We start from the raw sequence: 540 nt of genomic DNA on the forward strand, positions 1-540 counted from the left end.
ATCCTGTGCGTGGCCAACGTCTCGCGCAGTGCGCAAGCAGTGGAGCTGGATCTGTCGGCGTACGTCGGCATGGTGCCGGTGGAAATGCTCGGCGGTAACGCGTTCCCGCCGATCGGCCAGTTGAATTTCCTTCTGACCCTGGCGCCGTACGGCTTCTATTGGTTCGCGCTGGCAACGGAGAACCAGATGCCGAGCTGGCACGTCGAACCGGCGCAGAGCCTGCCGGACTTCACCACGCTGGTACTGAAAAAACGCATGGAAGAGCTGCTCGAAGCACCGTCGCGCAACACGCTGGAGCAAAGCATTCTGCCGAGCTGGCTGCAGAACCGTCGCTGGTTCGCCGGCAAGGACGCGGCGATCGAGAAGGTCAATCTGGCTTATGGCGTGCGTTTCGGCGACGCCCAGCATCCAGTGCTGCTCAGCGAAATCGAAGTCACCAGCGGTGGCCAGACCAACCGTTATCAACTGCCGTTCGGCTTCATTGCCGAAGACCATGTCGGCCCGCCGTTGCCGCAGCAATTGGCGCTATCGCGTGTACGC

At 61.9% G+C, this 540-nt stretch carries 1 protein-coding gene; it reads left to right on the forward strand.

The window, feature by feature from the left end; all coding sequences use genetic code 11:
- Positions 1 to 540 (forward strand): alpha-glucosidase C-terminal domain-containing protein (locus J5M56_RS24090; protein ID WP_207937954.1); only part of this gene is annotated, 540 nt, incomplete at both ends.

Origin of the sequence: Pseudomonas sp. 51_B (assembly GCF_017491595.1) — a bacterium.
Lineage (GTDB): Bacteria > Pseudomonadota > Gammaproteobacteria > Pseudomonadales > Pseudomonadaceae > Aquipseudomonas > Aquipseudomonas promysalinigenes.